Genomic DNA, 5,923 nt, shown 5'->3' on the forward strand with positions numbered 1-5,923 from the left:
TCTGGTTTCCCTTTATCAGTCACAACAGCTTCTGGTAATGCTGGTTGAACCTCTGGTTCTCCTTTGTCAGTTACAACCGCTTCTGGTAATGTTGATTGAACTTCAGGTTCCCCTTTGTCAGTTACAACAGCTTCTGGTAACGCTGGCTGAACTTCAGGTTTCCCTTTATCAGTCACAACAGCTTCTGGTAATGTTGGTTGAACTTCAGGTTCTCCTTTATCAGTTACAACCGCTTCAGGTAATGCTGGTTGAACTTCAGGTTCTCCTTTATCAGTTACAACCGCTTCAGGTAATGCTGGTTGAACTTCAGGTTCTCCTTTTTCGGTCACAACCGCTTCAGGTAATGCTGGTTGAACCTTAGATTCGCCTTTCTCAGTCACAACTTTGGGTTGCTCAACTGTCGAAACAGTTGATGCCGGAGAAACCGACGAAACAGTTCTATCATCAAGCTCCAGGTAACCAACATATCTGTAACCAGAAATTTGCAACACACCATCACGACCAGAATCATGGATGTTAGCATTCAAATTAAGTGCTGAAGCAGTTGATAGTGTAACTAAACCTGTCGCCCCTACAATCAAAAATGTAGCTATTTTTTTATTTCTCTTATCTTTTGTAATAACTACAACAAGACTAGCGATGGTCAATAAACCAAATACAGTCATAATAGATTGAGAACTTCCTGTGTTTGGTAGTGCGTCTTTCTCATAAACCAAAGCATATGACTCTTTTGATTCATCAGGAGTACCTGATTTCAGGTGAGCACGTTCATTTTGCGTCAAATTAGCATAATCCAAGTAGTGATATGTGGCTGCACCCACAACTGAGGGTGCAAATAAAAGACTCCCAAGAAATACTGAACCAACAATACCTTTTATTTTCCGAATGGAAAATTTATCTTTTTTTAATAATGACAATTCTAATCCTCTACATTTGCTTTTTATTTCCTAATAGTAAATACTATTTTTTATTCTCAAAAATTGAACTTCTAAAATCATCGGTTTGGTCAAGATAAGCTTTAAAAATCGCTCTCTTCAACTTATGAACCGCACTGTCAGTCTCTGGATTATAGTTATCCCAATGAGTTCCTTCTGCATCCTGACGGACAGCTTCATTCATTAGTTTCTGCAACTCATCTATACTACTTGTGGTTTTTGTTGCAAAGCTTGTCCACGATTTAGTTGTGTCCTTAAAGGTAACTTTGTTCAATTTGTTGAACTTGTCTTTACGCTCTGTATACATAGCCTTTTTAAAATCACTCCAAGTGTGGTATTGCCCATTAAATAATTTATGAAGTACCAATTTATCTGTCACTAACCCTTTTGTTTTACCATATGAGCTAATCGTTTTATTATTTTCCCTAGCATCGGGTTCAAATTGATTTGAAATATATGGTACCATACCATCTTTAAAGCCTTTAGCAGCTAATAGTTCATATGCCATACGACGTCCCATTAGATCACCTGGCGTTCCGTCATCATTACTTAATGCTGCATAAATCGGCGCAAATAGTTTTATAGTAAAATAGCCATTTCTTTCGTATGTTTTTGACGCATATTCCCTAGACGAAATAATATTATTATCAATCAAATCATTGAATGAACGTAGTTTTTTAGCTTCTTCTACTGTTAGATCTCTGACAACATTTGTTGCATATACGTTATTTCCATCTGGATCCTTGACGAATACATTCTCAATTTTTCTCAGTGCAGTCATTTTCTCTGCATTAGATAAATGTTGAATGATTGATTGTCCTTCAAGATATTCCAACATATAGACAACATCAAACATATTGTGGACATATTGCTTCAAATCATCTGCACTATTAAATCTCGTAGTTGGATCGAGTATTTGTAATCGTTCTCCTTCTTTGCTATCCGATTTTAAATGTTTCAAGATCGAGTTGATGGTGATGGTTGCGTCATTTGGATGGTCTGGTGCTTGCAATAAGCCTTTTGCGAAGAACTCTGGTCCCAAGCCACTTCTTCGACCATAGCCACCAAGATAAATTTCTCTATCTGAGTTATGCGTCATTTCATGCGTATATGTTACCGCACCAGATTTATCAAGCATACGATAAGCCATATAGTAGAATGCGTCCCCTGTTGCATATGCACCATTAGCATTGTGAACTACATTATTACCTGCTGGACCAAAGAAATGTTTTATTGCTGGATGATTAGTTTCAAAGTTAGCTTCTTGTAACTTATTATCTTCATCATTTCCAAATCTAAATGCATCATAGACTGGGATACTTCTAAATAATTTTTCTTTATTTTCATTATCTAGAATTTTATACCAATAATCATAATGGTCTCTAAATCGTTTAGCCGCTGCTTGTGCATTCTCTTCAACAAATTTATTTAATTTTTCTCCCTTAGGATATTCTTTACTTCTATATCTATCATATGCACCAAATCCAATAGTAGAGATATTCGCTATCATAAACACAGATTTTTCAGGTAGTGTTAATAACGGCAACACCATACTTTGATATTTCCATGATGGGCTAGTTAATCTATCATATACACCAATAGAATATGGACTACCTGCTATTGATTGTTTATCACTTACCTCTTTAATCGTAGATTTTTCTTCTACTATATAAGCTTTTGTTTGTTTTTTAAACCACTCGTTGTTAGAAGTTTTTGGTAAAAATACTTTTCTATATCCTTCTAATGCTTTAAATAAACTTTCAGTTCCATAATTTTTCGCTAATAATACATTATAAGTAATTACATTATTTTTCGCTAATAAATTGTTAAAGCCAGACTTACCTAGTTCAATAACATTATCTAAGGCTGAACTATTTGATTTACCGAAGAAATCCAAGTGATACATAACTAAATCTTTAGCACTTGCATTATCATATTTAAAATTATACCAACGTTCTAGATAAGTTAAACCTAGAAGTAACGCTTCTTTATTATTCTTAATTTTTTCTATTACATAATTATCAATTATTGAATTACTATTTTCAGCTATTGCCGCGTCAGCAGAAAGAAGTTTTGATAAACTATCTTCAATGTTTGCTTTTGTTTTGTCGAATTGTTCATCTAGATATAACTCTGTTAAACTAATACCTTTAGAAATATCTAATACTTTTCTAATTGCATCTGATTTATATTCTACTTTATTTAATTCTGGTAATACTTCATCTAAAATATTTTTATAATTTCGAAGTAATGTATTTGGTGTGTAAATTAATTTTGTACCATTCAAACTATACTCTGCTACATTTGAAAAATCACTTTGATATTGTATATTTATCGTTTCTGATGTATTGTCCGTGTAATATAGTAATAGTTTATTTATACTTGATTTATTTCCGTTAACATCACTAATTATTTCTTTATCTTTCATAGGAACTACTGATAATAATTCTTTTTTGTAAAGATTACTACTAGTCTCTACTAAATTCCCGTACTTAACTATTGTTTCTCTATTATAGAATGGTAATAATTTTTCAATATTTTTATAAACTTGTTCTTTTGATGAATCGGCATTTTCAAGATTTCTATAGTCAGTTACATATCTAGAAGAGAAATTGAAGTCTTCTACTTTAGTACTTTGTTTAGAAACTAACTCAACTTTTTTAGCATTCACTTTGTCAGATTCTAATATCGTACCTCTTTGTACATCTGAATCTTTAGTTACAAGTTCATCGTCCACTTGAACTACATTTACTACTTTATTATTTTTATTACTATATGTCTTAAATGCTTTAATACCATTAAAATCATAACCAACTATAGCGTTCCCATTAGTAACATTAACATCACTTAGCACATCAGATAGTCGACCTGAATTTTCAACTTCTCCTGAATTATCCCAAAGATTACCAACGACTCCACCAACTTTACCAAAATGTTTCACATTATTAACATTACCTTCAACATAGCTATTACTGATTGTCGCTCTATCATCAACAACTCCCGCTATACCACCAACAATTTGGTCTCCTTGATTAGCATTTGTCGCCATATCAATAGACGAAACTGATCTATCAATTGAAGCTCTAGCTCCTGAAAGTTTACCAACTAAACCACCTATTTGATAAGTAGCCGTTGTGTCATAAGTATTAGTTATTCTACCAGTATAACTACTATTCAAGATTTTAGAATCTGTAACTTGTGAAACTAAACCACCAATGCCACGTTCACCAGCAATTACACCAGATGAGTGAACATTAGTAATGTTAGTACCATTTTTCGCTTCTTTCGCTATTGTAGCAGCATCTTCTTTAGAAGAAACATTTGCTTCTTTTATTGAAAGATCTCGAATATTAGCATGATTTAAAACGTTAAATAACGGTTTTTTCAGGTTATATACAGCATAGTTCTTATCATTGTTTGAACCTATTAATGTACCACTAAATTCGTGATTAATATAACTTTCTTGACCTTCCAAAAGTTCTACTTCACGAGCATCCATAGTCGCCCCTAGACGAAATGTACCATGTGGGTTACTATTCATATCATCTACAAGATTTTTAAATGATGTATAAACACCATTTTCACTACTTACCGTCTTAGGTAGGTAGTATGTATAATTATCTAATACTCTATCATTTTCATGTTGTATCAGATTATTTACGCGAGCCACTATTTTATAGACTTCTCTATTATCTTTATTATCATTAGTAATACTTTCAACTGGAAGCATTACATCCTTAAAATTCTCTGACTTAACTTTCATAAAGTAATTTGAAGAGATGTTTGGCACACTTGAAAGTGAAGTTACATGACGATACTTATCTCCTTCTTTCGAATATAGTTCAACAGAAGAAATATTTCTAAGTTCTAATTTTTTAACAATTTCTTTCTCTTCTTTAGTGTCATCTTTTTTCTCATCTTTATGACGTTCAAGAGCATCATATTTAGGTGTAATTTCTTTACCGTTTATAATACTTCTAATCCAAGCTAATTGTGTTGGAGATAAAATCAATCCTCCTGAACGATTTTCAGCTCCATTTTGGTGTATGCCAATGACTTCTCCTTTAGAGTTAAAGATTCCTCCACCACTCATACCAGCTTTTCCACCTTGGTATTGGACACCATAAGTATTATTAGCGTATTTTTGTTCCATTTCTACAGTAGTATCTTTTAAGTGAGTATACTGCCCAGCAGGATATCCATGAACATTTAGTTTGTCATTAACATTTACTTTCGAGTAATTTTCTACTAAGTTGGCATACTGTCTTCTAGTAGATTCAGGTAATTTAATAACTGCTAAATCGTAGATAAAGCCTTTTGGATAATCTTTTTGATTATAGAAGTGAATATCATCTGAAGTGAATGAACCTTTTTGTCCATCAGGTGACTGCCATTCATATGTGTTTTTAGCTTTATCTCCCCTAAACTCACCAGTAGTGTTATCTGAAGAATTATTAATAAAATTATGCGCTACTGTCAACAATACATTAGGAGCTATAAAAGTAGCTGAACCCGTTCCTGATAATGCTTTGTTATCTTTAACAAAATTCATTCGAAGAAGTGCACTAGCATTTTTTTCTACATTATTGTTTTCTGTTGTATTGTTTAACTCTACTGCAGGTTTAGGCTTCTCTGTTTTCGGTGATTCAATTTTCCCTGTGTATTCTTTCGGTGGTTCCACTTTTTCTGGTTCGACTATCGCTCCAGCTTGAACCCCTGTATACTCTTTCGGTGGTTCTACTTTTTCTGGCTCGACTATTGCTCCGGCTTGTACGCCTGTATATTCTTTTGGTGCTTCTACTTTTTCTGGTTCGACTATCGCCCCAGCTTGTACTCCTGTATATTCTTTCGGTGCTTCTACTTTCTCTGGCTCGACTATCGCTCCAGTTTGCACACCTGTGTACTCTTTGGGTGGTTCTACTTGTTCCGGTTCAACTATTGCTCCAGCTTGTACTCCTGTGTATTCAGGTAGTGGTGCTACTTGCTCC

At 33.8% G+C, this 5,923-nt stretch carries 2 protein-coding genes; both read right to left on the reverse strand.

The features are described from left to right. On the reverse strand, positions 1-917 hold a 917-nt coding region (locus N8L33_RS09775; protein ID WP_261059737.1), incomplete at its 3' end, for an LPXTG cell wall anchor domain-containing protein. Positions 918-960: 43 nt separating this feature from the next. After that, positions 961-5,923: ZmpA/ZmpB/ZmpC family metallo-endopeptidase (locus tag N8L33_RS09780; RefSeq protein WP_261054126.1), on the reverse strand; the 4,963-nt coding region annotated here is incomplete at its 5' end.

The sequence above is a fragment of the Streptococcus mitis genome (genome assembly GCF_946188695.1).
GTDB lineage: Bacteria > Bacillota > Bacilli > Lactobacillales > Streptococcaceae > Streptococcus > Streptococcus mitis_DF.